The sequence below is a fragment of the Christensenella sp. KGMB01412 genome (assembly GCF_055522415.1).
Window position 1 is genome coordinate 30,468 of the sequence record NZ_JBVFVW010000009.1, and the last position, 26,045, is coordinate 56,512.

At 51.0% G+C, this 26,045-nt stretch carries 26 protein-coding genes, 2 tRNA genes and 1 other annotated feature; of the genes, 15 read left to right on the forward strand and 13 right to left on the reverse strand.

Annotated elements, in window-relative coordinates; all coding sequences use genetic code 11:
* The first annotated feature begins 51 nt into the window (after positions 1 to 51).
* Positions 52 to 125, forward strand: a tRNA-Gly gene (locus ACS5WU_RS11985).
* Between the two features lie 118 nt (positions 126 to 243).
* Positions 244 to 320 (forward strand) — tRNA-Lys (locus tag ACS5WU_RS11990).
* A 179-nt stretch (positions 321 to 499) separates the two neighbouring features.
* On the opposite strand, the gene ACS5WU_RS11995 is transcribed toward ACS5WU_RS11990, so the two are convergent.
* Entirely contained in the window at positions 500 to 649 is a 150-nt protein-coding gene (locus ACS5WU_RS11995; protein ID WP_465089176.1) for a hypothetical protein, read from the reverse strand.
* 27 nt (positions 650 to 676) lie between these two features.
* A complete protein-coding gene (locus ACS5WU_RS12000; protein ID WP_302759882.1) occupies positions 677 to 1,354 on the reverse strand; it encodes a hypothetical protein in 678 nt (225 codons plus the stop codon).
* Positions 1,355 to 1,636: 282 nt separating this feature from the next.
* On the opposite strand from ACS5WU_RS12000, the gene ACS5WU_RS12005 reads away from it, so the two are divergent.
* From ACS5WU_RS12005 to ACS5WU_RS12015, 3 genes are all read left to right on the forward strand, one after another.
* A complete protein-coding gene (locus tag ACS5WU_RS12005) occupies positions 1,637 to 2,269 on the forward strand; it encodes a TetR/AcrR family transcriptional regulator (protein WP_046444586.1) in 633 nt (210 codons plus the stop codon).
* Positions 2,270 to 2,271: 2 nt separating this feature from the next.
* Complete coding sequence (locus ACS5WU_RS12010; protein WP_302759883.1) at positions 2,272 to 3,357, forward strand: radical SAM/SPASM domain-containing protein; 1,086 nt, start codon at positions 2,272 to 2,274, stop codon at positions 3,355 to 3,357.
* A 92-nt stretch (positions 3,358 to 3,449) separates the two neighbouring features.
* Positions 3,450 to 3,650 carry a hypothetical protein gene (locus ACS5WU_RS12015; protein ID WP_059108439.1) on the forward strand — a complete coding sequence of 67 codons (201 nt, stop codon included), beginning with the start codon at positions 3,450 to 3,452 and terminating at the stop codon, positions 3,648 to 3,650.
* Between the two features lie 158 nt (positions 3,651 to 3,808).
* Here the strand turns inward: ACS5WU_RS12015 and ACS5WU_RS12020 are convergent, their stop codons facing one another.
* Entirely contained in the window at positions 3,809 to 4,084 is a 276-nt protein-coding gene (locus tag ACS5WU_RS12020; protein ID WP_046444583.1) for a GNAT family N-acetyltransferase, read from the reverse strand.
* 131 nt (positions 4,085 to 4,215) lie between these two features.
* Between ACS5WU_RS12020 and ACS5WU_RS12025 the strand changes: the two genes are divergently transcribed.
* Positions 4,216 to 4,665, forward strand: coding sequence for a GatB/YqeY domain-containing protein (locus tag ACS5WU_RS12025; RefSeq protein WP_046444582.1), 450 nt, complete (start codon positions 4,216 to 4,218; stop codon positions 4,663 to 4,665).
* Positions 4,666 to 4,714: 49 nt separating this feature from the next.
* On the opposite strand, the gene ACS5WU_RS12030 is transcribed toward ACS5WU_RS12025, so the two are convergent.
* Complete coding sequence (locus ACS5WU_RS12030) at positions 4,715 to 5,182, reverse strand: hypothetical protein (protein WP_046444581.1); 468 nt, start codon at positions 5,180 to 5,182, stop codon at positions 4,715 to 4,717.
* Between the two features lie 62 nt (positions 5,183 to 5,244).
* The gene (locus tag ACS5WU_RS12035) at positions 5,245 to 5,646 is read right to left on the reverse strand and encodes a DUF2185 domain-containing protein (protein ID WP_052740605.1); all 402 of its coding nucleotides are present in this window, start codon (positions 5,644 to 5,646) and stop codon (positions 5,245 to 5,247) included.
* A gap of 182 nt (positions 5,647 to 5,828) precedes the next feature.
* Between ACS5WU_RS12035 and ACS5WU_RS12040 the strand changes: the two genes are divergently transcribed.
* The 3 genes from ACS5WU_RS12040 (at position 5,829) to ACS5WU_RS12050 (ending at position 11,184) form a co-directional block, all read left to right on the forward strand.
* Positions 5,829 to 6,524, forward strand: coding sequence for a glucosaminidase domain-containing protein (locus ACS5WU_RS12040; protein WP_082103570.1), 696 nt, complete (start codon positions 5,829 to 5,831; stop codon positions 6,522 to 6,524).
* Between the two features lie 295 nt (positions 6,525 to 6,819).
* Positions 6,820 to 9,474, forward strand: a complete 2,655-nt coding sequence (locus tag ACS5WU_RS12045; protein WP_302759884.1) for a calcium-translocating P-type ATPase, PMCA-type — start codon at positions 6,820 to 6,822, stop codon at positions 9,472 to 9,474.
* Positions 9,475 to 9,792: 318 nt separating this feature from the next.
* On the forward strand, positions 9,793 to 11,184 hold the full coding sequence (locus ACS5WU_RS12050; RefSeq protein WP_302759885.1) for a sensor domain-containing diguanylate cyclase: 1,392 nt from the start codon (positions 9,793 to 9,795) through the stop codon (positions 11,182 to 11,184).
* 31 nt (positions 11,185 to 11,215) lie between these two features.
* Here ACS5WU_RS12050 and ACS5WU_RS12055 read toward each other — a convergent pair whose 3' ends face one another.
* The 8 genes from ACS5WU_RS12055 to ACS5WU_RS12090 all read right to left on the reverse strand — a co-directional run bounded on the left by ACS5WU_RS12055 (position 11,216) and on the right by ACS5WU_RS12090 (position 18,682).
* Complete coding sequence (locus ACS5WU_RS12055) at positions 11,216 to 11,842, reverse strand: CpXC domain-containing protein (protein ID WP_302759886.1); 627 nt, start codon at positions 11,840 to 11,842, stop codon at positions 11,216 to 11,218.
* A gap of 167 nt (positions 11,843 to 12,009) precedes the next feature.
* Positions 12,010 to 12,495, reverse strand: coding sequence for a prolyl-tRNA synthetase associated domain-containing protein (locus ACS5WU_RS12060; protein ID WP_046444576.1), 486 nt, complete (start codon positions 12,493 to 12,495; stop codon positions 12,010 to 12,012).
* Positions 12,496 to 12,627: 132 nt separating this feature from the next.
* The gene (locus ACS5WU_RS12065; RefSeq protein WP_302759888.1) at positions 12,628 to 13,299 is read right to left on the reverse strand and encodes an ABC transporter ATP-binding protein; all 672 of its coding nucleotides are present in this window, start codon (positions 13,297 to 13,299) and stop codon (positions 12,628 to 12,630) included.
* 3 nt (positions 13,300 to 13,302) lie between these two features.
* Complete coding sequence (locus ACS5WU_RS12070) at positions 13,303 to 13,920, reverse strand: hypothetical protein (protein ID WP_302759889.1); 618 nt, start codon at positions 13,918 to 13,920, stop codon at positions 13,303 to 13,305.
* Between the two features lie 26 nt (positions 13,921 to 13,946).
* Positions 13,947 to 15,152, reverse strand: a complete 1,206-nt coding sequence (locus tag ACS5WU_RS12075) for an ABC transporter permease (RefSeq protein WP_302759890.1) — start codon at positions 15,150 to 15,152, stop codon at positions 13,947 to 13,949.
* Positions 15,153 to 15,156: 4 nt separating this feature from the next.
* A complete protein-coding gene (locus tag ACS5WU_RS12080; protein ID WP_302759891.1) occupies positions 15,157 to 16,521 on the reverse strand; it encodes an RND family efflux transporter in 1,365 nt (454 codons plus the stop codon).
* Between the two features lie 195 nt (positions 16,522 to 16,716).
* The gene (locus tag ACS5WU_RS12085) at positions 16,717 to 17,943 is read right to left on the reverse strand and encodes a sensor histidine kinase (RefSeq protein ID WP_302759900.1); all 1,227 of its coding nucleotides are present in this window, start codon (positions 17,941 to 17,943) and stop codon (positions 16,717 to 16,719) included.
* 25 nt (positions 17,944 to 17,968) lie between these two features.
* Positions 17,969 to 18,682 carry a response regulator transcription factor gene (locus ACS5WU_RS12090; RefSeq protein WP_302759892.1) on the reverse strand — a complete coding sequence of 238 codons (714 nt, stop codon included), beginning with the start codon at positions 18,680 to 18,682 and terminating at the stop codon, positions 17,969 to 17,971.
* Positions 18,683 to 18,887: 205 nt separating this feature from the next.
* Positions 18,888 to 19,139, forward strand: a binding site (T-box leader).
* 351 nt (positions 19,140 to 19,490) lie between these two features.
* Here ACS5WU_RS12090 and trpE point away from each other — a divergent pair.
* The 6 genes from trpE to trpA are packed head-to-tail and all read left to right on the forward strand — an operon-like array spanning position 19,491 to position 25,979.
* Positions 19,491 to 20,957, forward strand: a complete 1,467-nt coding sequence (gene trpE / locus ACS5WU_RS12095) for an anthranilate synthase component I (RefSeq protein WP_302759893.1) — start codon at positions 19,491 to 19,493, stop codon at positions 20,955 to 20,957.
* Positions 20,954 to 22,597, forward strand: coding sequence for a bifunctional anthranilate synthase component II/anthranilate phosphoribosyltransferase (locus ACS5WU_RS12100; protein ID WP_059108451.1), 1,644 nt, complete (start codon positions 20,954 to 20,956; stop codon positions 22,595 to 22,597). Before trpE ends, ACS5WU_RS12100 begins: the two co-directional genes overlap by 4 nt.
* A gap of 38 nt (positions 22,598 to 22,635) precedes the next feature.
* Entirely contained in the window at positions 22,636 to 23,415 is a 780-nt protein-coding gene (trpC, locus tag ACS5WU_RS12105; protein ID WP_302759901.1) for an indole-3-glycerol phosphate synthase TrpC, read from the forward strand.
* A complete protein-coding gene (locus ACS5WU_RS12110) occupies positions 23,412 to 24,023 on the forward strand; it encodes a phosphoribosylanthranilate isomerase (protein WP_302759894.1) in 612 nt (203 codons plus the stop codon). The genes trpC and ACS5WU_RS12110 overlap by 4 nt, the downstream gene beginning before the upstream one ends.
* Positions 24,020 to 25,207 carry a tryptophan synthase subunit beta gene (trpB, locus tag ACS5WU_RS12115; protein WP_302759895.1) on the forward strand — a complete coding sequence of 396 codons (1,188 nt, stop codon included), beginning with the start codon at positions 24,020 to 24,022 and terminating at the stop codon, positions 25,205 to 25,207. The genes ACS5WU_RS12110 and trpB overlap by 4 nt, the downstream gene beginning before the upstream one ends.
* A complete protein-coding gene (trpA, locus tag ACS5WU_RS12120; protein WP_046444567.1) occupies positions 25,200 to 25,979 on the forward strand; it encodes a tryptophan synthase subunit alpha in 780 nt (259 codons plus the stop codon). Before trpB ends, trpA begins: the two co-directional genes overlap by 8 nt.
* The last annotated feature ends 66 nt before the right edge of the window (positions 25,980 to 26,045 follow it).

Genomic DNA, 26,045 nt, shown 5'->3' on the forward strand with positions numbered 1-26,045 from the left:
AGGCGCGGACAGCGATTCCCATCACCCGCTCCAAAAATTTTATACCGATTTGCGGGTGTGGCTCAATGGTAGAGCGTCGGCCTTCCAAGCCGAATGCGTGGGTTCGATTCCCATCACCCGCTCCAATAAACGTTCCAGAAGAATTTCTTCGTCGTATGGAATGACGAAGGATCGAACCCCACGTGGGTTCATGCGAGCGCGAGCGAAGTGAAGCGGGAGCTTTCCCATCACCCGCTCCAGTATGGGTTATTAGCTCAGTTGGCTAGAGCACCTGACTCTTAATCAGGGTGTCCGGGGTTCGAGTCCCCGATGACCCACCAATAGAAAAGGCTTTGCAATACGGTTTGTAAAGCCTTTTTTGTTTGCTTTTGTGAAATAGATTGCTTGATTGCCTAAGCGATACCTTCACGCCGTTTTTGTGAGATTGTGGAATGGAAGATAGAAGACATGCTATGTATACCGAAAACAGAGAGATTAAATGTCAGCCAAATTCTACAAATCACCTGCCGTCATCTTCGAGGAACAAATACCGCTGTTGGCCAAGGAAATAACAGGTATACCGCAGGTCATATCCGCCGGCGGGGCTTGCGGCCGGCCTGACGTTGGTAATGCGGTCAATCTCAAAAGTGCGCCCGTCTTCGTAAGGCAATCAAAGAAGATGCCGCGATTCAAGCTTCTAGCGGTCTGATTTCTCGATTGCAAAATCAGGATCGTCCAGATAACAGATATAGCGGGAATTTTGCCGGGCGGCAAACAAAATGGCCTGGTCTGCACGGTTATTTTCCGTATCGACCAGAGACACGCGCGAAGCGCTTGCACCGGAAAGATCAACGCCTGCCATTTCCAGGTTTTCCATGATTTTACCGGAATGCGCTTTGAAATCATATGAATATGGCGTGGTCTCTGCAACGCCTTCATTTGAGATAGCCGGACCATCTGCATAGTATGCGATAACAATATATCCGTTCCTGCCGCTGCCATCAGAGAAGGGAAGGGAGTAGAGCTGTTTATCGTCTGATAATGAAGCAAAATTTTTATCCAGAATATAATACTGCGCCATACAATCATAATTCCATAACGGATTTTCGATACCGGTCTTTTCTTTTACCCACATTGCGAGGAATTTTTTGATGCTTGAATTCTGCATATACTCAAACACCGGCGTGCTTTGCATGGAGTAATAGGATTGGAGGAGTGGCTCCGGGACTGTTTGCGAATCGCCCGGCGCTGCCTGATGGGACTGTGAAGCTTCGTCTGTAATAATAGACGTTTCTTTTCCGGCCGTTCGGCTGCCGCAGGCTGAAAGCAGCAGGACGACGCATAGCAGGAAAACAGATAAAATCCTTTTCAACAAAACAGAGCCCTCCAATCAAATGATATAAGAACAGTATAGCATAGAAATAAATTCCTTTCCGGATATGGTTTTGATTGTCATAATGTTTTAAGAATCGTATTTTGATTACAGCATATTAATTCATGGCGCCGTATGGCCAGGCAGCCGTAAAGGTTTGCCGCATAGCAGTTTCTAACAAAAGCCTGCTGCGCGATCATTTAACAAACCGCAATAAAGTTTGCTTGACAAGCTAGTGAATACTAGCTATACTGAGGCTAGTGATCACTAGCCTTGGAGGATGAAATGGAAAAACGGAATACAAAACAGGCAATACTGGACGAAGCACTGGGATTGTTTTCGGTTCATGGATATGACGGCGTATCTGTAAAGGATATTGCGAATGCCGTAGGAATAAAGGACAGCTCGCTTTACAAACACTTCAAAAGCAAGAATGAAATTTTTGAAACGCTGCTTGACGGCATGAACAAACGCTTTGAGCAGACTGTGACGTTTTACAGGCTTCCGCAGGGCGATATCGAAAAGGTATACAGGCAGTATGGCGAAAACGACTTGGACTGGCTGAAAAAGGCGGTGGACGCGATCTTCCTGTTTTTTGTTGAGGATGCGTACGCGGTTAAATTTTTACACCTCCTTATGATCGAGCAATACAAGAATAACGATGCGGCGAGAATGTTTGAGGAGTGGTTTATAGACGGCGCGTTATCGTTCCAGACGGCCTTGTTTGACAAAATGATGCAGGAGGGGTATTTCAGGAGGGCGAACCCCCGCGCGGTGGCAACACAATTTTACGGGCCAATTTTATTGCTGGTGCTGATGTATAATTCCAAGCCGGAACGGCAGGGAGAAGCGCTCGACCTGCTGCATCGCCACATTGAGGAATTTGCAAACAACTACCACATATCACATGGAGAATAAATATGGATTTGAATCGATTTATGAATCAGGGAATCGCCCAGCTTGTAAAGTCTGCGGGCCGCTATTATCTGAATAACCCAAAGGGAATTGCCTTTTTGGCAAAAATTGCCCCGGAGATCAAAAAGAGCGCGAAGCGAAGGCAAAGAAACGAAGAAACGGGCCTCCATGTACCGCCGCTGATCATCGCAAGTATTGCGTCTCGCTGCAACCTTCATTGCGCCGGGTGCTATTCGCGTGCGACGGGGGCCTGTTCCGAGCATACCGAAGAAGAGATGACAGCCGCGCAGTGGGAAAAAATACTGCGGGAAGCGTCTGGCCTGGGGGTGACGTTTGTGCTGCTGGCAGGTGGGGAACCGCTTATGCGCAGAGATGTGATGGAAGTGGCGGCAAGCTTCCGGAACATGGTTTTCCCGGTCTTTACCAATGCGACGATGATGGATCAGGAATATTTTGCGCTATTTGAGCAAAACAGGAATTTCATCCCTGTTTTTAGCATTGAGGGCGGGAAAGAGATGACGGATAAACGGCGCGGGGAAGGCGCATATGAGGCGGTGCATGATGTGATGTGGCATTTTAAGAAAAAGAAAATGCTGTTTGGGGCGTCCGTGACGGTAACGAAAGAGAATATGGACAGCGTCGTGAACGACGATTATGTGCAAAGCCTGCGAAACGACGGATGCGGCGTATTGTTTTTTGTGGAATACGTGCCTATAGAGGCGGGGACGGAGCACCTGATGCTGGATAAATTCGACATTGAGCATATGCAGGAGAAGGTTGAACGATTCAAACAGGGATTTGACGACATGATATTTGTTTCGTTTCCGGGCGATGAGGAAATGATGGGCGGCTGCCTCGCGTCAGGCCGCGGCTTTTTTCACATCAACGCAAACGGCGGGGCGGAGCCGTGCCCGTTTTCGCCTTATTCAAAGCTGAACCTGAAAACGGATTCTATTGAAACCGTACTGCGTTCCGGATTTTTCGGGGAGCTGCGTAAAATTGCCGCGGACGCGGAACACCACGGCGGATGTACGCTATTTGACCATGAACGGGAAGTGGCGGCGTTGCTGAATGGAGAGCGGGATTTTTGAAAGGAAAGTGTTTGAATTACAGCGTTTCTGTTTTGACAGGCCTCCGGCAACTTATATATAACGCACGATAACATAATGACGGAGATGTAAACATGGAAATTGGTTTTGTAGCGAGCGTTATCATTCTTTTGGCGGGGATTGTACTGATGGGGATCGGCGGTATTGTTTTCAGATGGCGGGCCTTTACAAACCAGCGTGCATGGGAAGGGGCCACGCGTCCGATGCTGATCATTGGCCTCGTGACCTTTGCCATTGGGATTGTGCTTGTTTATGTAACGTATCCATGGCGTTGAGAACTGCCGGTCAAAAAAACGAGAGTCTGATTTTCAGGCTCTTTTTTGTGTTGGAAAACGGTATATCACGCGTTGAGCATAAAGAAAAGGCCGGATGGGAAGAGTACAAAATACCTGTCCGGAGTATGTCGGGCGAATTCGCCTCCTGTTTTTGCTCGCTATCCCACCAGAATATCGCAGTCGTCCGGGTGTTCGTCAAACCAGCGTACTGCGTAGACGCAGCTCACCTCGGCTTTTTTACCTGTCTCACGGATTTGGTCTGTGGCGGCACGCACAAGCTTTGCCGCAACGCCCTGCCCGCGCAGCGAGGGATCGACAAAGGTATGGTCTATGATTACAGTATCGTCCGAAACGGGCGGGAAGGTGATCTCGGCAATCAGGTTACCGTTTTCGTCGTTTGCATAAATGCGGTTTTCTTCATATTCAAAATTCATCGTACGCCTCCCGAAATTTGATTATTATATTGATAACCATTCTATCATACCATATGCAAAATGAAACGACAAAATGATGCGAAAGCGTGATATAATAGTAACAAACGAACTTATTTGAGGAGGCTGCCAGAATGAGCAAGACGCAGGAAGTGCAAAAAGAAATGGTCGAGGCAATGAAGGCGAAGGACGCGCAGCGCAAGGAAACGTTGACGCTGCTTCTTTCAGCGCTGAAAGCAAAGGCAAAGGACAAACGGGAGGACCTCACAGAGGAAGAAGAAAACACGATTATACTGAAGGAAATCAAACAGGCGGAGGAAAGCCTTGCAGGAGCAGAAAAAGCGGGCAGGGAGGACCTTGTGGAAATGAACCGCAGCCGTAAAAAGGTTCTGAGCGAGTTTGCACCAAAGCAAATGGATGAAGCGGAAATTATGGCAATCATAAAGGAAGTACTCCAAAAGCTTGGGATCGAAAAACCAACCGCGCAGGATAAGGGAACGATCATGAAAAACCTGATGCCACTTGTGAAGGGTAAGGCGGACGGCGGGCTTGTGAACAGGCTCGTGGGCGAGGTTATGAAATAAGAATTATTTTTTGAGCAATGTAAAAAGGCTCCCACCGGAGCCTTTTTGTTTATTTTACGGTTGCGAGATGCTTTTTTATGAAAGAGACGATGAAGCTGGCCGCTGCGCCGAGCATCGCAAGGCCAATGCCGGTATACAGCATTCCCAGGACAATATGGGGCAGCAGGCCCGTCATCCTTAAAACAATGCCGAACGTGATCATACAGGCCATAATGATGTAGCCCTTTACGTCAAAAAAAGCAAACGCGCATATCTTTTCCTGCTCAAATGCGTCGATGCGCCCCATGTGTTTGCGAAACAGCCGGAAAAAGATAAATTTAAAAAACAAAAAGAAAACGACAGCGGTGATTAGCAGGGATATCCATGGGAGCTGCGCGTAATTGGAAACGAGCGCAGGAAGGCCGATGGATAAAACGGCTGTGCCTGCAATGCTCCATACAATCCCCGCGAGAAGCGGCAAATATTTTTTTCTGACGCGCGGCGCGTGCGTGCTTAGCGTACCCTGTTTTTGAGTCATCTGTTTGCTCCGGTTTCTTATTTATTACTAAATATAATAGTAACCTTTTTGAAAACGGAATATCAATCCGGTAATGATTCTTCGTCCGCGCCGTCAAAAAAATGCTCTGTAAGCGTAAGTTTTCCGTCTTCATCGCGGCAATATGCCGTAAAAACATCCGCATCCAAAAGGGGAATAACAGCGGGATCGTAATGCGCCATCGTATTGAGCGGAAACGCGCTCATATTGCCGGGCGTATTCATGTAATCCGCATCTTCATCCCCGGCGAGGAATACCCAGCCTGAATCTGCGACGTCAGGAAGGGGCTCGTCCCGGTACATACACCCGATTTCATATCCTTCCACTGAGATTTTATTGCTGACAACGCATCCCAAATCAGGATTTTGAATTAAAATTTCGTCAATATTTTTTAAATCCGGGAAATAGTTTTTTTCCCCTGTTTTTTCGTTCTCTGTAAAAGCCATAAAAAGCCCTCCCTTACTGCTTTTAGGATACATCAAATGATGTGGGGAATCAAGACTGAAAAAGAAGCGTTTTAATAATAGTCATCCCTAAAAATATGTGAATTTATTGTAAAAAAGCTTGCCAATATGGAAAAGTTATACTATAATGCAAAAATAGTCTTTTGGAAAGTTGAAGGTGTTGAATGAATCGAATCATGAGAAGCATTACGGGAACGGTCCTTGCGGTCGTCGCCGTATGCGTTATCGGACTGACAGGAACAACGACAGCAAAAGCGGCGGAAATGCCGCGGGAGGACGCAGCACAGGAAACGGCAGGACAAGCGGAGGTAACGCCCGCTGAAGAACAGGAAGTCAATGAGCTGGCAATGGACGTCTCGGAGATCATTCTGGAACTATCACAGGAAAATGAGCAGCCGCCTTACAAATACGAGTATATGGGTGATTTGACTCAGGTCACAGGGTTTTCAGCAGAAGAGCTGGAAGCGCTGGTAGAAGGAACGGGACTTGAGGGCCTTGGTGCATTCTATGCAGAAAAGGAGCAGACACACGGAATCAACGCATTGTTCCTGATTGCCGTGGCAAAGCTGGAGAGCGGCTTTGGAAAGAGCAGCCTTGCAAGGAACAGCAATAATCTTGGCGGACTTAAGAACGGAAAAGGCGGATATATGAAATTTGACAGCAAGGAAGACTGTATCGAATATCAGGCAACCCTGCTGCGCGACAGATATCTCAGCGAAGGCGGAAAATACTATGCGGGAAAAACCACAAAAGCAGTCAGTAAACGCTACTGCGAGGGTTCCTCGTCATGGTACGGACAGGTGGAAAGCCTGATGGAAAAGGGATACAATAAAATCATAGAGCTGCGCGAAGCGGTTTAGGTAAAAGGCCCGGTAAATTTGCCGGGCCTTTTTTGTTGACAAAAGCACAAGGCGTATGTTACTATTTTTTTACAGTCAAACAAATATTCCGTGGGGGAGTAATTGGCATACGGCACTTTTGTATGCGGCACGTCAACATACTGACCGGAGACGGTCTGGCTTGCCTTAATTAATGAGACTCATGTATTGCTTCGCAAAGGAGCGTGCATGGTCTTTTTTATTGGATTTAAGACCCGGTACGGCTTTTGCGCCGCAACGGGTTTTTTGTTTGTAAAAAACATTGGGAGGTCTGGGAATGAAAGCGTTCATGGAGTCAGGACACGAAACGCTAAAGGAGCTTGGAGTAGACGAAGCCTGCGGATTAAGCGAAGCACAGGTGGAGGAAAATGCGCGCACCTATGGGGGGAACAGCTTTACGAGGGAAAAGCCCTTATCCCTTGGAAAGCGTATTGCACAGGCTGCGGCGGAGCCGATGATCATTATGCTGATCATGGCGGCAGCGATTGCGCTGATTGTTAATATCATCCGCGCCGTGACAGGTGGGGAAGCGGATTTTATCGAATGCGTGGGCATTTTCGTAGCGATTTTCCTGTCGGTTGTGATTACCGTTATTATGGAAGGAAAAAGCGCGAAGGCATTCGAAGCCTTAAACCGGATCAATGAAGGTATCATGGTGAAGGTGGTGCGCGGCGGACAGGTACAGATGATCCTGCAAAAGGATATTGTGGTAGGAGACATCGTGTGTGTGGAAACAGGCGACAAAATTTCTGCGGACGGCAGACTTATTGAAAGCTGCGCCCTGCATGCGGACGAAGCATCGCTCACCGGCGAAAGCGAGCCGGCGGCAAAGGATGCCGACGTTGTGCTAGAAAAAGAGGATACGCCTGTCGCAGAGCGTTTGAATATGCTGTATTCAGGCTGCTTTATTACAAGCGGCAGCGGCAGGATGGTAGTGACTGCCGTGGGCGACAGGACGGAATTTGGGAAGATTGCACGGGAATTATCCGCAACAGAGAAATCGAGCACGCCCCTTCAGGAAAAAATGGCGAAGCTTGGCAAGCTCATTACGCTGCTCGGAGCGATTGCGGCAGGGATTGTATTCCTGATCCAGCTGTTTACGTTCCTTGCGAATGGAACCGCGTCCCTGGACACGATATCTGAAGCCTTTATTACAAGCATCATTCTGATTGTCGCGGCTGTGCCGGAGGGGCTTCCCACGATTGTGGCGGTCTCGCTTGCAATCAACATCATCAAAATGGCAAAGCAGAACGCGCTTGTGAAGAAAATGATCGCCTGCGAAACGGTAGGCTGTATCAACGTGATCTGCTCGGATAAAACAGGCACGCTGACCGAAAACCGTATGACTGTGACCGATATCGGCCTTGAAAGCGGAATGTGCGTACCGGATGAACTCCAAAACGAGCACCTGCTGTTTAACTTCTGTATTAACAGCACGGCAGACATATCGTTGGAAGAGGAACCGATGAAATTTATCGGCAATCCAACGGAATGTGCGCTGCTGGTGGCGGCGCACAAGGCCGGGTGGGACTACAGGAAAATTCGTTGTACAAACGAGCCGGAGTTTTCCTTCCCGTTCAGCTCGGAGACCAAGAATATGACGAGTATTGTCGTGAGGGACGGGGTTAAGACAGCCTATACAAAGGGCAGCCCGGAAAAGATACTCGCGATGTGCGGCATTGACGATTCGTTGAAAAAGGAGATAGAATCGGGAATCACCGGATTCCAGGAGAAGGCCTGCCGGGTGATTGCATTTGCACACAAGGAGATTGGGACGCTGTGCGGTTATGAGGACAACAGGGAAAAGATCGAAAGCGACATGGTCTACGACGGTTTTGTCGCAATTACAGATCCATTACGCGAAGATGTATTTGCCGCGGTGAAGCATTGCAGGAGCGCGGGCATTGATCTTAAGATGCTGACAGGGGATAATATTGTCACTGCGACGGCGATTGCAAACGACCTTGGTATACTGGATAATGGGCATATTGCCGTTGAGGCGGGAAGGCTCGAAAAGGCAACCGACGAGGAGCTTGCGCAAATGCTGCCCGGAATCCGCGTGATTGCCCGCAGTACGCCCGCGGTCAAGATGCGCGTGGTGAACGCGCTTAAAAAAATGGGAAATGTGGTTGCGGTTACGGGGGACGGCATCAACGACGCGCCTGCAATCAAAAATGCGGACGTAGGGATCGCAATGGGGATATCCGGAACGGAGGTTTCCAAGGAGGCCAGCGATATCGTGCTGCTTGACGATTCTTTTTCTACGATTGTAAAAGCGGTGCAATGGGGCCGCGGGATATACGAGAATTTTCAACGGTTTATCCAGTTCCAGTTGACGGTAAACCTGTCCTCTGTCATTGTGGTGCTTTGCTCGATCCTCGTGGGGTTCGCCTCGCCGTTTACCGCATTGCAGCTGTTGTGGATCAACATTATTATGGACGGCCCTCCGGCCCTTACGCTTGGGCTGGAACCGATCCGCGGGGACCTTATGGACAGAAAGCCAACCCGCAGGGATTCGAGTATCGTAACGAGGAGTATGCTTTCGCGGATTCTTTTTAACGGTATTTTTATCTCGATTGTGTTCCTGTGCCAGCATACGTGGAATTTTATGGGGGCTAGCACCGTACAGGAACCCACCGTTCTCTTCACGCTGTTTGTGGTGTTCCAGCTCTTTAACGCGTTTAACAGCCGTGAGCTGGGCGATGGGAGTATGTTCCGCAATATCGGCAACAACAAGCTGATGCTGCTTGTATTCGCGGTAACATTTTCGCTTCAGGTACTGATTACGCAGTTTGGCGGGGCGCTGTTTAATACGGTGCCGCTTCCGCTTGAAATGTGGCTTAAGATTATTGCAATCGCATTTACCGTTATTCTTGCGGCTGAGCTTGCGGGGCTTGTGAAGCGTACGGTAAAAAAACGCAAAAGAGAATAGTTCGAATGGCACGGGATTTGCTGCCCGCACGCCTGCGGGCAGCAAAAATTTAAGGATGGCAACCATAGACGAATGGCGTTTATCCTGTTACAATATAATTCTAAAAAGGTATGATATGGAGCTTGCATTTTTACAGTTTTTTACAGCAAATAAATGAAACGAATCACATAGCGCCGCGAATGCAATTAACGCATGTTGTACGAGGTGAATCGGCCCGAAAAGGCAAGTGGAGTTCTCTTGAGGGTAGCAGTTTCCTGCAAATGTTGCTTACGCATTCATTTGATAAACTGCGATAAAACGGAAGGTCGAAATCCAGCAGTGAAGGAAAAGAATATCACAGGCAGCGCGGCGCAAAGGCCGGCTGTGGTTTTAAAGGGAAAAACGAATATCGATTCAACGGGTATGATCAAAAATTTGCCGGTTGGAGTCTGCCGGATTTTGATGGATGAATTTTTTACCCTGGTTTTTGGCAATGAACGTTTTTACGCTATGTACCAGAGAACGCCTGAGCAAATAGAACGTGAGCTGCAAAACAGCATGATCGGCATGATTATGCCAGAGGATCTGCAGTTGGTCAATAAAACGGTCTGGGACGCAAAAGAGGCGGGACGCGGCGGCTTTCGTTCCGAACACCGGATTTTGTGCAGGGACGGTTCGGTGCGCTGGGCGCTTGTCGAGGGGAATTTTCTTTGTGTGGACGGGCTTGATATAGCGGACTGCATTGTTGTGGATATTACGGATCGCAAAAAGATAGAAGAAGAGCTCCGCATCAATGAAGAACGGTTTCGCCTTGCGCTTGCACAGACTGATAATACGATTTTTGATTATAATATTGAAACGCGTGTGATGATTCATGCGTACCGTTCGGCGGAAATGTATGGAATTCCCAACCATATGGAAAATGTGCCGGATTCGCTGGTGGAAAACAGGACGATCCATCCGGATACCGTGGAGCCGTTTTTGGAGATGTACCGGAAGATACGCGAGGGGGCACACTCTGCGTCGTGCGTTGTCAGGACGCGTCTCGTGAAGGGGCGCTACCTGTGGAGAAAAATCACGCTCACCAACATTTACGACGACGAAGGCAAAGCGGTACGTGCGATTGGAATCCTTGAAGATGTAGAGGAGCAAAAGCGGCGCGAGGAGCTCTTGCGCGACCAGCTGGAGCGCGATACCCTTACGGGCCTTTTCAACAGGGGAGGCATTGAAACGAAAATCCGCTCATTTCTGGCGGAACCGCCGGATCAAACTCCCAAGGCGCTTTTGGTGATTGATATCGACCTGTTTAAAAATGTAAACGACCATTACGGGCATCTTTTTGGAGATCATGTGCTTGCGGAAGCTGCGGGCAGGATATCAAAGCTTTTCCGCAGGGATGATATTGTGGGCCGGATAGGAGGAGACGAGTTTATCGTCTTTGTAAAATCCATCCGGGACGCGCAGGAGACAGAGAAAAGGGCGCGTGCAATCTGCACAGCGCTGTTTGAAAGCGAATTTGAAAACAACGGAATTTATGCAAACGTGACGTGCAGCGTGGGCGCCGCACTGTGGCCGGAGGATGGGGAAAGCTTTGAAGAGCTTTACCAGAAGGCAGATATCGCCCTTTACGAGGCCAAGAAAAAAGGCAGGAACCAGGCCTGCCTGTATGCACATGGTATGGGGGACGAAATGGAGTGGACTCCGTACAGCAGCACAAGGATTGACGGGTAAGAAACAGTAAAGCGCAACCCGCAGGCTGGCTTTAAGATTGCTGCTTTTTACGGAATTGCTCCAGAATCCATTCATTATCTACAAACTGAAAGCATGATGGGCGGTCGATGGCGAGCCGATCCAGCTCGCCGAGCATCTGCTCATAGAGGCCTAAAGGCGTTTTCAGTATAAAATCATTTCCATCCTTTGCGAGCGCAAAAAAGCTGAGTGCATCCTCGCTTGTATCCGCAAGAAGAAGCACGTCCGGATCGTGCGCGTCAAAGCGTTCCGGATTTTGCTGGACGGTCAGTATTTTTAAAAGCTCGATTGCACGGTCGTCCATGCCGCGGTCAAAGATGAGTATTTTTTCACGGAGGCTATGGATCGAACGTACGTCGCGCAGGGTATCCTCGTCTTCGTTGTGGACGGGTGCGGCAGGAAGGTCGTATACCGTAAATTGATCCGGAATAAGCCGGATCATTATTTTTTTATCAGGATCGTGGTAAACGCAGGGATAGGGAAACATCAAATCTGCCCCGCATTCACCGCATTTCACACGAAAAAGGGACAGATCCAGCGCCTGTTGCTTTAGGACAGGATGCTTTTTTACATCGATCACAGGGATACGTTCAAATGAAAATTCGTTTCCGCATTTTGAGCAGGTAACCAGTTCTTCCATAATAAAATTCCTTTGCTGTGTTTTGCGTCAGGTCGTCCCATTGCATTTAAAGCCTGCTTATTGCGTGCGTAAAGGCGTTTTCATACAATAGGCTGACTTGACGCCGGCATCGTGACAATATTCTGAATCCGCTTTCGCCGTCTTGCCGCAGAGCATATAACCGCCGCTTACAGGCTGAGGTAAGCAACACTGTTGCCATGTTCCCTGACAAGAGACTCCAAATCTGAAAAATCAAGGAACAGGGTAGCCGTATTTTCGCATGGATGCACGCCGATGTTTTTTTCGTTCTTGAAATCACTGTCAAAGATCACCTCGACAGCCGCGCTTTTGTCATAAAGTACGCCAAGCGGCGTGACAGAACCTTTGGTGAGGTTTAAATATCTGGCAAGGCGTTCCTCAGATGCAAAGCTAAGCCGCGCGCCAATTTTTTCGCCCAGCTTTTTGAGATCAGCCGTTTTGTCTTTATGGATACACACCAAAAAATGCCGCTTGCCTTTTCCGTCGCGCAAAAACAGGTTTTTACAGACGTTTCCGTGGCTGCACACTCCGAGCCGCTCCATATCCTCAATAGTAAAGGCGGCCTCGTGCTCCACAATTTTATAAGCGACGCCCTTTTCATCGAGCAGGGCGCATACCTCTTCCTTTTTACTCATCGCCTAAAGTTTACCCTTTTCTTTCAATTTGCTACAAATATATCATATTTTCGGAAGAAAATCCAGAAACAAAACATATGAAAAGGGAGCGCCAAAGGCGCTCCCTTACAGATGCAATAGTATCACAGACGCTTATTCGCTGACACGTCCGTCGCTGATTGTTATGATGCGTTTACTCGCCTGTGCCACGGAAATATCATGGCTGATCATGACGATCGTATTTCCCGCGTCATTCAGCTCGCAGAACAGTTTCAGTATTTCCTTTCCGGTTGTGGAGTCAAGGGCGCCGGTTGGCTCGTCGGCAAGGAGCAGGGCGGGCTTTGTAACAAGTGCCCGCGCGATTGCTACGCGTTGCTGCTGTCCGCCCGAAAGTTCGCTCGGACGATGCCTGATCCTGTCTGTAAGCCCTACGAGCCGAATGCTTTCCTCTGCTTCCTCGATTGCCTGCGCGCGTGCGTAGCCGCGCAGCAAAAGAGGCATAATTACATTTTGCAATGAGGTATACTGCGGCACCAGATGGTATTTCTGGAAGATAAAACCGATCTTCCTGTTGCGGAGCAGGGTAAGCTCGTTGTCGCCTTGCTCGTGCACAGCCTCGCCATCCAGAAAATAGGTTCCGGAGTCGAGCGTATCCATACATCCAAGGATATTCATCAGCGTTGATTTACCACTGCCGGACGGACCGAGCACCGTCAGGTACTCGCCCCGTTCTACGCAAAGTGTGATGTCCTTTAAAACATGCAGGCTTTCTTCGCCGACCGTATAAGATTTGTTCACATTCTCAATCGCCAAAAAATGTTCCATTGCCTACTCCATAATGGTGATCGACTCGATAGAACCGTTCTCGCTTTGCATCACCATCAGTACGTTGCCTTCTTTCAAGTCGGACATTTTGATCTCCTTGCCGACAGAGTCGTAAATCTTCAGGCCTGCGGGAATGGTAAGATCTTTTGTTTCGCCCGTGTATTCGAGTTCCAATTTGGGCATGTCCTCCGGATTTACCTGTACGACGTTGCCGTTTGCGTCTTCGGCAAAGAAAATGCTGTTGGCTTCGCCTTCTCCTTCGCTCGCGCCCTCGTCGCCGCCGGTAACGGTGACGCTTTTGCTGTTGCCCACAGACGCTTCATGTTCACCGGTATCCGGCACCGCGCCTTCCGGTATGACCGTCGACGCGTCGCCGCCCTCCGGCTGCTTGGCGAGGTCGAGTGTCAGGTTGTTGCCCACAAGGGATTTGACCTTGCCGTACAGGGGCGTTACAGTCTTGACGCCCGTGCCGTCGGCGCCTTCGGAAGGGGAAGCCTCGCCCTCTGCGGGGGCGCTGTTTTCGGAGGGAACGCTGGAAGCTTCCGGCGCTGCGGGCGCAGAGCATGCTGCGAGGGAGAGAAACAATATGGTTGAGAGGACTGCTATAAGAATCTTTTTCATGTTTTTTGTTTTCCTTTCATGGTTGTTTATTCATAATTCAAAGCGTCGATCGGTTTTAGGCGGGACGCTTTGTATGCGGGGTAAAAACCGAATAGGGTACCCGTCACCACCGCAAACAGCAGCGCGATGACCTGTCCGTCTATCGATGGCAGCACGGGAATGTCGGTGTAGTCCATCAGCGGCATACAGGCATAGGATAAGCCCACGCCCACAAGGCCACCGAACAGGCTGATGATGACGGATTCCAACAGGAACTGCGTCATGATATCCCTTTTGGAGCTGCCGAGCGCCTTTAGAATGCCGATCTCCCTGGTGCGCTCTTTGACCGATACGAAAAGCACGTTCATAATTCCGATGCCGCCGACGATAAACACGATGGTCGCCACGGAGATCAAGAGCACGTTCATGGTGCGGGCGGATTCCATGGCCGCGTCTATACGGCTGCCCGCATCCTCGAGCATATAGGCGCTGCCGTCCTCCAGAATATAGTCGAGCGTGCCCTGCATTTGCTTCATGGCAGCCTGCACATGGCCTATATTATCCGCCATGGCGACGATCTGGGGAATGGTGTAATCGTCCCCCAAAAAGCGCTCGCCCGTAGAAAAGGGGATAAAGATGGTATCGTCCGGATTTACGCCCTGCATGCCGTCGCCTTTGCGTTCCAAAACGCCGATGATTTTGTATTGCTGCTCGCCGACCTTGATGGATTTGCCGATTGCGTCCTCCGGGCCTTTGAAATACTTTTGCGCCAGTCCGTCGCCGATGACGGCTACGCGGGCCTCGTTTTCTACGTCTGCGTCGGAGATGTTTACGCCCTGCGCGACAGCAAGGCTATTGATCTTTTCATAATTTTCGAGCACGCCCGTTATTTGCGAGGATGCTTTTTGGCCATTAATGACGGCTTCGGCATAATAGCTGGCGCGCAGGGTGATATCCTGCAAATAGCTGTTTTCGTCAAGCATTTGCTGCATATTTTCAAGCGTCAGCTTGGGGATTGCGGACATATCCATATCCGAACCAAACATCTTGCCGTAATCAGGATTGACATAGATGGTTTCTGCGGAAAGGCCTTTGAACTGTCCGGCGATTTCTGCTTCGCCGCCTTTGCCGATGGCAATGACCATAACGATGGTGACCGCGCCCACAATGATCCCAAGGGACGTTAACAGCACCTTGAATTTGTTCTGCATCAGGTTGATCCACACGATGCGCAGCGTTTCAATCAGTCTCATAATGTCAACCTTCCACGACAACGGTGTCGCCCTCGGAAAGGCCGCCGGTGATCTCGCTTACCTTGCCGTCTGAAAATCCCGTTTGGATTTCCACGTCGCGCAGGGTACCGTCGTCGTTTTTCATCTTAACGTATTGTTTGCCCTCGTGGACAAAGATAGCCTTGTTGGAAAGCTGCAATACGTCTTTTTGCTGCTTTAAGACGATGGTTGCGTTGGCGCTCATGCCGTCCAGCATTTCCGCCTCGTTTGGATCGACGGTAATTGTGACGTTATAGGAAATGGGATTGCTGTCCTTGATCGGGACAAGGTTGCGCGAGAGAACCTTGCCGGTGAATTTCTGGTCGCCGAACGCATCCAGCGTAAATTCCACAGCCTGCCCCTCCTCGATTTTGCCGATATCAGACTGTGAGATGGGAACAACGACTGTTTTCGCATTGGGATCGCCGATGACGGCGACAGGGGATTCAGGCTTTGTCTCAGCACCCGCCGCCGCGTCGAGGGAAAGGACAACGCCGTCCGTACTTGCGTAAAGGTAGGGATCGTCCTTGATTTGTTGCAGTTGGTCGACCTTCTTTTGCGCGGCGTCCACATCGAGCTGGGCGAGGTCAATGGCGCTGCTGAGGCTGCCGGAATTGGCGCCGGCGATCTTTTTGTCGATCGCCTCATTTTTGGCCTGCGCTTCCTCCTGCCTGCTTTTTGCGTCTTCCAGGGAAGAGCGGTTTTGCTGCGCGCTTTCAAGCTCCTGTCTGGCAGCTTCAAGCTCTGTTAAGAGGGCTTCGTGTCTGGCATTGAGCTCTGCGGACTGCGGATCGCCCTCAGGAAGGGCGGCTATCTGTGCGTCGAGCTCACCGACCTGTGCGGTCAGAGAATCGACCTTTTGCTGGAGAGAATCGACTGCGTTTTTGGCCTGCGTGAGCTGACCATCCGCTTCCGCGCTGCCTGCGTCCTGTGAGGCTGCCTCTTTTTGTGCATTGAGTTCGCCCAGCGTTTTTGCGCTTTTTGCCTGCTTCAAAGCAATGCGGGCTTTTTCAAGCTCGCTTTGCGCAGCTTCTACGGCTTCGTTTAATTTTTTCTCGTCCGCCACGGCAAGCTTGTCGCCCGCTTTGACAGTCTGCCCGGCCTTTACTAGGGCTTCGCCTATGGTGACGACGTCGCTGAAATTCTGTGGCGTGGAGTCGTAATGCAGCACGCCCTGTCCGCTGACGCCGGCGGTGATATCGCCGCGGGTAACGGGATATTCGCGTAGTATGGTCTCCGGCAGGTCGCTGCCGGCGGCGTTCGTTACGCCGAAGTAACTGGCGATACTGATCCCGGCGATGACGATTGCCAGTGCAACGATCATTTTTTTAGATGGTTTCTTTACTTTCATGCTATCCTCCAAAAGCTTTTCTTTGCTTATCATACAGCAGGGAGGATTAAGAAATGGTTAAGGGAAGGAGGCGAATCGTAAACAAATCATGTCCGTGAATACCGTCGCGCAGGGGAAACGCATCGCAATCCGCATACAAAAAAAGCACCCGGACAATTCCGGATGCTTTTAGCGTTTATTTGGCTGAAAAAGACTTTATTTCTGTTTTTCACACAGTATGGGAAGCGTAACAGTAAATATACTGCCGCCTTTTTCTACGGAGGATACGTCCACCGTGCCGCCGTGCCTGTCGATAATATCCTTCGCGATTGCAAGCCCAAGTCCTGCGCCGCCCGCCTTGCGCGAACGTGAATGATCCGCGCGGTAGAAGGGCTTGAAGATGTGTTTTTGCTTTTCCTCAGGGATACCGATACCGCTGTCCGCAACCTTGATGATATAACGATGTCCGTCCTGCGCCATGGATACGTCGATGCTGCCGCCGTCTACATTATATTTGATGGCGTTTTCGATCAGGTTGGAAAACGCGCGGGTAAGCATAACGCAGTTGCCCTTTGTGGTATGGTTACAGCCGGTTATATCGACGGACAGGTTTTTTTCCGCGATGCGCGGCTTTAACTGTCCGATAATATCATGAAACATATCGTCAAAGAATATGGTGTCGTTGAAATCATAATCGCGCTGCGCGGACATGGTAAAGAGGTCGTCCACCAGACGGATCATTCGGCCGGTTTGCTTTTTCACAACCTCGATTGTCTCTTTGTATTCCGAGGAGGTTGGATCATCGTCAAGCTGCAATACATCGATGTTGGTCTTGATTGCAGCAAGGGGCGTCTTTAGTTCGTGGGCAGCATCCGATGAAAATCGCTTTTGGTCGGAAAAGGCTTTGTCGAGCCGCTCAAGCATGGTGTTAAACGAACGTGCCAGCTGCCCGATCTCGTCGTTCCGGTCAGACTCCGCCACGCGTTCCGACAGCTCGTTTTCGGTGATGCCCTGTATCTCTTTGCTCAGCTCCCTTACAGGCGCAAGCGCCCGCCCCAGTAGAAAATAAGTGAGCAGGCCGCCTCCTGCGATTACGCCGAGCATAATAAACAGGCTCGTGTTATTAAACCGCGAAGCGGAATCGGTGATCATTGATACGCTTTGGTCGAAGTCCATGGTGGATTCGTCCTGCGGATGATAGGCGCCGCCCGGAAAAGCGGCTTCAATGGAAGTAGAAGACGATATAGTCGCCTCGGGGGACGCCTCCTGTGATTGGCCGTCCGGCTGGACTGGAAAGTCCTGGTCTTTTATCGCAGTGCTGTATGAGATATAAGGGACGACAAAAGAAAGATTCGCATTGTACATGGACGACAATGTGAAAACAATCGCAACGCAAGTGAGCAGCAGGATTGTAAACAGTGTGAGCCGCATCCGCAGCGACATTTTTTTCAATCTTGGTTCCTCCGTTTCAAAATTTATTCCGGTTCAGTTTGGAAGCGATATCCTGCACGGGCTTCCTGATGCAGTAGCCCGCGCCGCGCAGATTTGTAATCAGCTCTTTATCGGTATGCGCCGCCAGCTTTTTGCGGAGCGCGCTGATGTGCACCTTGATGGCATTGGAAAACAGGTCGTTGTCACTCGCCCATATGTGCTCGATGAGCTCTTCGGCGCTGATGGCCTTGCCGCGGTTTAAAAGCAGGTATTCCAATATGGCATATTCTTTTGGGGTGAGGTCAACCGGTTCGTCCGCGTCGGTAGAAAGCCGGTGCGCGCATGTATCCAGCCGGAACCTGTCAAAAGACAGCACGACATTGTTTTGTGTGAAGCTGCGGCGCAAAAGGGAACGAACCCGCGCCTCCAGCTCGCCGAAATCAAACGGCTTCACAAGGTAATCATTCGCGCCAAGATCCAGTCCCTCAATGCGCTGGCCGTAATCGCTGCGCGCGGAAAGGATCAGCACCTTTTGCTTCAGGTCATACTCGCGTACTTTCTCTAAAATTTCCAGCCCGTCCATGCCGGGCAGGTTGAGGTCGAGGATAATAAGGTCGTAATTGTTGATGAACGCAAGCTCCAGCCCGTCCGGTCCGTCCGTCGCAATATCCACAACATAATCCTTTTTGCGAAATCCTGCGGCAAGCGCGTTTGCAAGATCCTCTTCGTCTTCTATAATCAATAACTTCATTTCAATCGTTCCTTTGCTGTTTATGATAATCATACACCTATATAACAGGTAACACCAATATAGCAAACGTAACGTTAAGAAAAGGTTAACTTTTGAGGATTCGCGGAAAAAACAGGTTTACAGGCTGCGCAGCTGCTTAAGAATAAAGAGTGAGAAAACTATTGACAGGAAAAAATGAGGGATTTATAATAAATCTAAATCAATAGGAAATCCGTAGAACAGAAGTAAGTAGCTGGCAACACGGTGTCAAGAGAGCGGGCGGTTGGTGTGATGCCCGTACATACGCTGACAGTGAATGGATCTGTGAGGAGCAGGGGGAAAGGCTTTAAGCCGAGTATACTTCGCCGTAATTCCTGCGTTAAAGGAAAGGATATAAGCGCTTTGCGCCGTATCTGGAAACGAGCGGATTTTTATTAATCCGGAATTTGGGTGGTACCACGAGCTTTTCGTCCCTTAGAGGGAGGAGAAGCTTTTTTTATTGGAAAAACGCCCGGACAGCCTGTACCAGGATATTGCCTGACGAGTTCTTCCGGAGGGTGCTCACTGTTGTTGCTCTCTGCTTCGCATCCGCAAGCAGAGCGGCGTACGGAACAATAAAAGCGTTCCTGAGATCGCCAGGAATCAATTCGTTTTGCGAGGCGGAAACCGGCGCAAAACATCCTCTGGCAATGAGAGTCCGCGAGAGAAGCACAGTTTCTTTTGCGAAGCACCGAAGGTGCGCTATGCGGTGCGGGGAAGGCAATGCCTGTGCAGGCCGCCGCACAATTTTGCGAACAGACCGACCAAACAGAAAAGGAGAACGAAACCAATGCTATATCCCGACAGAAAAGAAACAGAAGCATATTTGGACGAATACGACGTCGTGCCGGTTTTTTATGAAATACTCTCGGACAGCTGTACGCCGATCAATATTTTTCACTCGCTGAAACAGGACGAGGAAAATTGCTTTATATTGGAAAGTGTGGATAATTCGCAGCAATGGGGGCGTTATTCCTTTATCGGAATCCATCCAAAAATGGAGATCAGGATCAAAAACGGCAGGGCGGTCACGCGTGAGGGAAAAGAGGAACGGGAGACTGAGATTAAAAATCCGATCACGTTTTTGTCGGGCATCATGGACCGCTACAAATCGCCGGTTTTCCCAAACAGGCCGAAAATGACGGGCGGCCTGATCGGGTATTTTGGCTATGATACAGTGCGTTATATGGAAAAAACGCTGGTGAACCCGCCGGAAGACGACCTCGATATGCCGGACTGCCACCTGATGATGTATGACGAAATCGTGGCGTTCGACCATCTCTCCAATAAAGCGGTGATTATCCTTAACATCTATAAGGACGGCGACATTGCACGGCAGTATGAAGCATGCGGGCAGCGTGCTGAGCAGATTGCAAAAAAGATCAATTCCTTCATGCCTGTGCAGCGCACGCCGCACAAGGGAGAGATCAGCGTATGCTCCAATATATCAAAAGAGCGGTACATGGAAAACGTGAAGACCGCAAAGGAATATATCCGCAACGGCGATATCTTCCAGGTGGTGCTCTCACAGCGGTTTGAAGTGGAAAATCCGCCGGATCCGTTTGACGTATACCGTGTGCTGCGCGCGGCGAACCCGTCGCCTTACCTGTTTTATTTCAAGCTGAAGGATTACAGCATCGCGGGCGCGTCGCCGGAAATGCTGGTGAACGTAACAAAGGGCATTGTGACGACCAAACCGCTTGCGGGAACCATCGTGCGCGGGAAGACGGAGGAAGAGGACGAGAGACTTGAGCAGGTGCTCCTTTCCGATCCCAAGGAGCGCGCGGAGCACACGATGCTTGTGGATCTTGGCAGGAACGACGTGGGAAAGGTCAGCAAATTCGGTACGGTGGAAGTGACAAAATTTATGCAGGTGGAAAAATATTCCAAGGTGATGCACATTATGAGCGACGTAAAGGGAATACTGCGCGAGGATCTCACCGCGGTGGACGCGCTGATGTCTGTACTGCCGGCCGGCACGCTTTCCGGTGCGCCCAAAGTGCGCGCGATGGAGATTATTGACGAGCTTGAAAACAAAAGGCGCGGGCTTTACGGCGGCACGGTAGGGTACCTCGGCTTTGACGGCAACATCGATACCTGCATTGCAATCCGTACGATTCTGTTCAAAAATAATAAGGCTTACGTACAGGCGGGCGCAGGCATTGTGGCGGATTCCGAACCGGAAAAGGAATTCAGGGAGACGGAGAATAAAGCGCTTGGCGCGGTGAACGCAATCAGGGAGGCGGCGGAATTATGATATTATTGATCGATAACTACGATTCCTTTACCTATAATTTATACCAGGGCATCGGCCAGTTGTACGCTGATGTGAAGGTTGTACGCAACGACGAGATTACGCTGGATGAGATTGAAGCGCTGAAGCCGGAGGCGATCGTGATATCGCCCGGGCCGGGCTATCCGGATTCTGCGGGGATATCGGCCCCGGCGGTGCGGGCTTTCAGCGGAAGGGTGCCGATCCTCGGCGTGTGCCTTGGGCATCAGGCCATTGCGCAGGCGTTTGGCGGGAAAATTGTGCACGCAAAGCAGCTGATGCACGGGAAGGCGAGCATGGTGCGTATTACGGAACACAACCCGCTTTACTACGGTATGCCGGATGAAATAGAGGTGGCGCGCTACCACTCGCTGATCGCGCAGGAGCCGCTGCCGGAAAGCCTTGTCGTTACGGCGAGGGATGAAGCGGGGCAGGTGATGGGGATACGGCACAACGAGCATCCAACCTACGGCGTACAGTTCCACCCGGAGTCGATCCTTACCAAATGCGGCGAAAAGCTGATAGAGAATTTTCTTTCGCGCGTTGCCGGAATGAAGATCACACCGCTTGATTATGACGAGGAGCTTCTCCCGCCCGAGCAGCGTAATATTTTGAAACCGTATATTTTTAAGGTGATCGAAGGCGCGAACCTCTCGCAGGAGGAAGCTTACGAGGCGATGGACTGCATCATGAGCGGCGGGGCGACGGACGCGCAGATCGGCTCGTTTATTACAGCCCTGCGTATGAAAGGGGAGACCACGGACGAGATTACGGGCTTTGCCCGCGTAATGCGGAATAAGGCTGCGGTAATGCCGCACAGCGCGGTGGCGATCGATATCGTAGGTACGGGCGGAGACCTTGCAAATACGTTTAATATTTCCACCACGGCGGCGTTTGTGGTAGCTGGCTGCGGGCTTCCGGTGGCAAAGCACGGGAACAGGAGCGTATCCAGCAAAAGCGGCAGCGCGGATGTGCTGGAGGCCCTGGGAGTAAAAATCGGTATGACGCCGGGGCAGGCAAGCGAGTGCCTTGAAACGTGCGGGCTGTCCTTCCTGTTCGCGCAGAAGTTCCATGGCTCCATGAAGTTTGCCGCCATGCCGCGCAAGCAGATCGGCGTACGCAGCGTGTTCAATATCTTAGGGCCGCTCGCGAATCCTGCGTTTACACAGTATATGCTGATCGGCGTATACGACGAAGCGCTCATGGAGCCAATGGCGATGGTGCTGCGTAATCTTGGGGTAAAAGGGGCGATGGTCGTGCACGGAAACGACGGGCTTGACGAAGTCACAATTTCAGATAAAACAAAAATTTGTGAGATAAAAGACGCGAAACTGATTAAATATGAATTGGATCCGCGCGATTACGGAATGGAGCTTACAGACCTTTCGGAGGTCGTCGGCGGGACTGCAAAGGAAAACGCGCAGATCACCCTTGATGTGCTCAGCGGAAAAGACAGGGGCGCACGCAGGAACATTGTCCTGCTCAATGCGGCGTGCGCGCTTGTAGTCGCGGGCGTAGCGGAAAATGCAGGCGATGGGATCGAAAAAGCGGCAATGTCGATTGACAGCGGCGCAGCGCTTGAAAAGCTCGAGGAACTTAAGCGCATGACGAACCAGTTTGAATGAATCGCGGAAAACGCGGAACGGAAAGCGAGGAAACCAATATGATACTGGATGATATTTTGGAATACCGGAAGAAACAGCTTGCCTATGAGAAAGAGGTTCTGGGTGAAAAACAGATTATGGACAAAGCGGCGGAGGACGAGCGCATTCCTTACGACTTTGCAGCCGCTTTGCAGAAAAAGGGCCTGTCTGTGATTGCCGAGGTCAAAAAGGCGTCGCCTTCAAAGGGTGTAATCCGCGAAGACTTCACGCCGGTCGGAATTGCGCAGGAATATGAGAAGGCGGGCGCGGACGCGCTCTCCGTGCTGACGGAAGAGCACTACTTTAAAGGAAGCAGCCAGTATTTGCAGGCGATCCGCAGCAAGGTGCGTATTCCCATCCTGCGTAAGGATTTCATCATCGACGAGTACCAGTTGTACGAATCCCTGGTGATCGGCGCGGACGCGGTGTTGCTGATTGCGGCAATACTGGACGAATTTACCATCACGCGTTTTTTGCGTATTGCCGATACGCTTGGCCTGCAATGCCTCGTGGAGGCGCACAACAAAGAAGAACTGCAAAAGGCGGTGGACGCAGGCGGCAGGATTATCGGCATCAATAACCGCGACCTTAAAACCTTCGATGTGGATCTGCACACCACGCAGGAGCTCGCAAAGCTTGTGCCGGAGGGGCGGATCATCGTATCGGAAAGTGGAATTGTAACGAATAATGATATGAAGGAAGCCGCATCCTACGGCGCGGACGCGGTGCTCATTGGTGAAACGCTGATGCGCAGCGCGGATATCGGGCAGGAACTGAAAGCCCTGCGGCAGGGCGTATGAAGGTAAAGCTTTGCGGCCTTCGCCGGGAGGCTGATATCATGTACGCAAACCGCTACCTGCCGGACTATGCGGGGTTTGTTTTTGCGAAAAGCCCCCGGCAGGTAAGCGGGAAACAGGCGGCGGCCCTCATAGGAAAGCTGGACAGCCGTATTCGCAGCGTGGGCGTTTTTGTTAACGAGCCTTTGGACAGTCTCGAAGAGACTGCCCGGGTTGCGGGCCTTGACGTATTGCAGCTTCATGGGGACGAGGATGCGGCTTATGTAGCCCGTGCAAAAGAACTCGGGTATGAGGTTTGGAAGGCGGTGCGCGTGCGAAGCGGCGGGGATATCCAAAGGGCACAAACGCTCGGCGCAGACCTGCTGCTGCTTGACAGCTTTTCAAAAGAGGCCTACGGGGGAACGGGAAAAAAAGCCGATTGGGACGTGATTGCGCGCGTGGAATTAACGCAGCCGTTTTTTCTGGCGGGCGGGCTTAACAGCGCTAATATCAGCGAGGCGCTGCAAAAGGTAACGCCGCTGGGATTGGATATTTCGGGCGGTATCGAAACAAACGGTTTTAAGGACGAAGCAAAGATCAGGGAAATCATGGGGGTACTGGGAAGGTTATGAGTGGAAAAGGAAGATTCGGAAAGCACGGCGGGCAATATCTGCCGGAGACGCTGATGAACGCAATTATAGAGCTGGAAGAGGCTTACAATTACTATAAGGACGACAAGGAATTCCAGGGCGAGCTTGCGGATTTATTGAAAAATTACGCGGGGCGGCCGTCCCTGCTGTATTTTGCACGGCGTATGACGCAGGATCTCGGCGGGGCGAAAATCTATTTGAAGCGCGAGGATTTAAACCACACCGGTTCCCATAAGATCAATAACGTTTTGGGGCAGGTACTGCTCGCAAAGAAAATGGGAAAAACGCGCGTCATTGCGGAGACGGGAGCGGGACAGCACGGGGTGGCAACCGCTACCGCGGCGGCGCTCATGGGCATGGAATGCGAGGTGTTCATGGGCAGGGAGGACACAAAGCGGCAGGCGCTCAATGTTTACCGTATGGAGCTTCTGGGTGCGAAAGTGCATCCGGTGACAAGCGGGACAATGACGCTCAAGGACGCGGTCAACGAGACGCTCCGCGAATGGACTTCCCGGATACTTGACACGCATTATGTGCTTGGATCGGTTATGGGGCCGCATCCCTTTCCCACGATTGTACGGGATTTCCAAAGCGTGATCGGCAAAGAGGTCAGGCAGGAAATACTGGAGCGCGAAGGAAAGCTTCCGGATGTGCTTCTTGCCTGCGTGGGCGGCGGAAGCAACGCAATGGGACTGTTTTACGACTTCATCGGGGAGGAAGGCGTAAAGCTTATCGGCTGCGAGGCGGCCGGATGCGGTGCAGATACGGATCAGAATGCCGCGACAATCGCAAACGGCACGCCTGGCATTTTCCACGGAATGAAATCATACTTCTGCCAGGATGAATACGGGCAGATCGCTCCCGTTTATTCGATTTCAGCGGGGCTCGATTATCCCGGCATTGGGCCGGAGCATGCGTACCTGCATGATACGGGAAGGGCGCAGTACGTTCCAGTGACGGACGACGAGGCCGTCGAGGCGTTTGAGTACCTTTCGCGTACGGAGGGGATTATCCCGGCCATCGAGAGCGCACACGCCGTCGCATATGCGAAAAAGCTCGCGCCGGAGATGGAAAAGGACAAGGTTATCGTGGTCAATCTTTCCGGCAGGGGAGATAAGGACGTGGCGGCAATCGCAAGATACCGGGGGGTGGATATCCATGACTAAAACAAGACAGGCGTTTGCAGACGGCAAGGCGTTTATTCCGTTTTTGACGGCGGGGGATCCCAATTTGGATATTACGGAAACACTGATACTGGAAATGGCGGCACAGGGCGCTGATCTTATTGAGATCGGCATCCCGTTTTCCGATCCGGTAGCGGAAGGCCCGGTGATTCAGAATGCAGACGAACGTTCGCTTTCCGCGGGGACTACGACAGATTTGATTTTTGATATGGTGGAGCGCGTGCGTCAGCGTACAGACGTGCCGCTTGCGTTTATGACGTATATCAATCCGGTCTTTACCTATGGCTCAGACCGGTTCGTAAAACGAAGCGCACAGCTTGGCGTGGACGCGCTCATTGTCCCGGATATGCCGTTTGAGGAAAAGGGGGAGCTGCAGCCTTACTGTACCGAATACGGCGTTGACCTCGTTTCGCTTATTGCACCGACCTCGAAGGAACGCATCAGGATGATTGCAGAGGAAGCCGAGGGCTTTTTATATTGTGTCTCCTCGCTGGGCGTGACGGGCGTACGCAGTGCGATTACAACAGACGTGGGGGAAATGATCTCGCTCGTGCGTGAGGTGAGCGATATACCGTGTGCGATCGGCTTTGGGATATCCACGCCGGAGCAGGCGGCGGATATGGCGGCCCGTGCGGACGGGGCGATTGTGGGCAGCGCGATCGTAAGGCTTGTGGCGGAGCACGGAAAGGCGTGCGGCCCGTATGTTTCACGGTATGTAAAAGAAATGGCGGATGCGGTACATAACGCAAAATAAGACAGCAAGATCGTCCATGACTTTTTCATGAAAACGTGATATAGTAAGGATAGAAATCAAAAAAGG

Excerpts from the sequence above, each read along its gene's own strand:
- ACS5WU_RS12065 (WP_302759888.1), bottom strand. The coding sequence starts at position 13,299 with ATGGAACATTTTTTGGCGATTGAGAATGTGAACAAATCTTATACGGTC.
- ACS5WU_RS12015 (WP_059108439.1), top strand. The coding sequence starts at position 3,450 with ATGGAAATTGGTTTTGTAGCGAGCGTTATCATTCTTTTGGCGGGGATT.
- ACS5WU_RS12035 (WP_052740605.1), bottom strand. The coding sequence starts at position 5,646 with ATGGCTTTTACAGAGAACGAAAAAACAGGGGAAAAAAACTATTTCCCG.
- trpC (WP_302759901.1), top strand. The coding sequence starts at position 22,636 with ATGATACTGGATGATATTTTGGAATACCGGAAGAAACAGCTTGCCTAT.
- ACS5WU_RS12055 (WP_302759886.1), bottom strand. The coding sequence starts at position 11,842 with ATGGAAGAACTGGTTACCTGCTCAAAATGCGGAAACGAATTTTCATTT.
- ACS5WU_RS12025 (WP_046444582.1), top strand. The coding sequence starts at position 4,216 with ATGAGCAAGACGCAGGAAGTGCAAAAAGAAATGGTCGAGGCAATGAAG.
- ACS5WU_RS12040 (WP_082103570.1), top strand. The coding sequence starts at position 5,829 with ATGAATCGAATCATGAGAAGCATTACGGGAACGGTCCTTGCGGTCGTC.
- trpA (WP_046444567.1), top strand. The coding sequence starts at position 25,200 with ATGACTAAAACAAGACAGGCGTTTGCAGACGGCAAGGCGTTTATTCCG.
- ACS5WU_RS12110 (WP_302759894.1), top strand. The coding sequence starts at position 23,412 with ATGAAGGTAAAGCTTTGCGGCCTTCGCCGGGAGGCTGATATCATGTAC.
- ACS5WU_RS12005 (WP_046444586.1), top strand. The coding sequence starts at position 1,637 with ATGGAAAAACGGAATACAAAACAGGCAATACTGGACGAAGCACTGGGA.
- trpE (WP_302759893.1), top strand. The coding sequence starts at position 19,491 with ATGCTATATCCCGACAGAAAAGAAACAGAAGCATATTTGGACGAATAC.
- ACS5WU_RS12060 (WP_046444576.1), bottom strand. The coding sequence starts at position 12,495 with ATGAGTAAAAAGGAAGAGGTATGCGCCCTGCTCGATGAAAAGGGCGTC.
- ACS5WU_RS12085 (WP_302759900.1), bottom strand. The coding sequence starts at position 17,943 with ATGTCGCTGCGGATGCGGCTCACACTGTTTACAATCCTGCTGCTCACT.
- ACS5WU_RS12030 (WP_046444581.1), bottom strand. The coding sequence starts at position 5,182 with ATGACTCAAAAACAGGGTACGCTAAGCACGCACGCGCCGCGCGTCAGA.
- ACS5WU_RS12080 (WP_302759891.1), bottom strand. The coding sequence starts at position 16,521 with ATGAAAGTAAAGAAACCATCTAAAAAAATGATCGTTGCACTGGCAATC.
- ACS5WU_RS12070 (WP_302759889.1), bottom strand. The coding sequence starts at position 13,920 with ATGAAAAAGATTCTTATAGCAGTCCTCTCAACCATATTGTTTCTCTCC.
- ACS5WU_RS12075 (WP_302759890.1), bottom strand. The coding sequence starts at position 15,152 with ATGAGACTGATTGAAACGCTGCGCATCGTGTGGATCAACCTGATGCAG.
- ACS5WU_RS12100 (WP_059108451.1), top strand. The coding sequence starts at position 20,954 with ATGATATTATTGATCGATAACTACGATTCCTTTACCTATAATTTATAC.
- ACS5WU_RS12090 (WP_302759892.1), bottom strand. The coding sequence starts at position 18,682 with ATGAAGTTATTGATTATAGAAGACGAAGAGGATCTTGCAAACGCGCTT.
- trpB (WP_302759895.1), top strand. The coding sequence starts at position 24,020 with ATGAGTGGAAAAGGAAGATTCGGAAAGCACGGCGGGCAATATCTGCCG.
- ACS5WU_RS12020 (WP_046444583.1), bottom strand. The coding sequence starts at position 4,084 with ATGAATTTTGAATATGAAGAAAACCGCATTTATGCAAACGACGAAAAC.
- ACS5WU_RS12045 (WP_302759884.1), top strand. The coding sequence starts at position 6,820 with ATGAAAGCGTTCATGGAGTCAGGACACGAAACGCTAAAGGAGCTTGGA.
- ACS5WU_RS12010 (WP_302759883.1), top strand. The coding sequence starts at position 2,272 with ATGGATTTGAATCGATTTATGAATCAGGGAATCGCCCAGCTTGTAAAG.